Genomic DNA, 831 nt, shown 5'->3' with positions numbered 1-831 from the left:
TGTCGTTATCGAAGGTTATTGATTTGAAGAATGATGATCCTATTCTCTGTATTCTCTTTGATATTTTCTGTTCAATGGTTTCTGCATTTTTTCCATCAAGTTTCTCCATGGTAGTAATCAAAGTTGCTCTGTCGACCAGTACCAAAAGAGCTGATTTGTGGTTTTTACCCATCATAAGGTCTACTTCTATATCTCCTATCCTCTGTCTGTCTTCAACTACTGAAGGCCTTTGGTCAATAGGCACCCTCTCCTTGATCATTCCTCTGGTATGCCTGTAATTACCTCTTTTACGCTTCCTCTTACCATGTCGGAGATTCCTGTAAAGATCCCTATCCTTGCGATACTTCCAATGGCTACTTTTTTTAGCGGTAAATATCCAGTTGTAGAGCGTCTCATAGCAAACTCCTTCTTTACCTTGTTTCTTCCAAATGGCCGAGATAAGTTCTGGGCTTAATTTGTCCTCAATAAGCATTTTTCGGGCTTCTTCTTTAAGAGATTCGGTGAATTTGACCCGCTTTTTCTTGAGTTTATGTCTTTCATTTGTTCGGTTCTGGGCAACCTCGGCTCTATACTCTCCACTATATCTCCCCCTCTTGCCGGTATTCCTCTGAAGTTCCCTGGATACTGTGCTTTTATTCACCCCGATAATGGCTGCGATTTTGGTCTGTGATGTTCCGTTTCGGTTTAAGGCCTCTATTTGATACCTTTGTTCTGGGCTGAGATGTTTAAATTTATTCATGACAACACTAATTTATTAATTTCAGCCTAAGGAAAGGAACCTAGGTTCCTTTCCTTAAACCTTTAGTGTTGCATTTATTGATTGAATCTAGG

The 831-nt window shown here is 40.0% G+C and carries 1 protein-coding gene; it reads right to left on the bottom strand.

The genetic code is table 11. The features are described 5' to 3' along the window. Window positions 1-739 (bottom strand): IS30 family transposase (locus MM239_RS20815; RefSeq protein WP_241350249.1); only part of this gene is annotated, 739 nt, incomplete at its 3' end. Window positions 740-831 lie beyond the last annotated feature (92 nt).

Source organism: Belliella filtrata (assembly GCF_022549775.1).
GTDB classification, from domain to species: Bacteria; Bacteroidota; Bacteroidia; order Cytophagales; family Cyclobacteriaceae; genus Belliella; species Belliella filtrata.
Note: the sequence above shows the minus strand (reverse complement) of the source record. Positions and strands in the feature narration are given on the sequence as shown.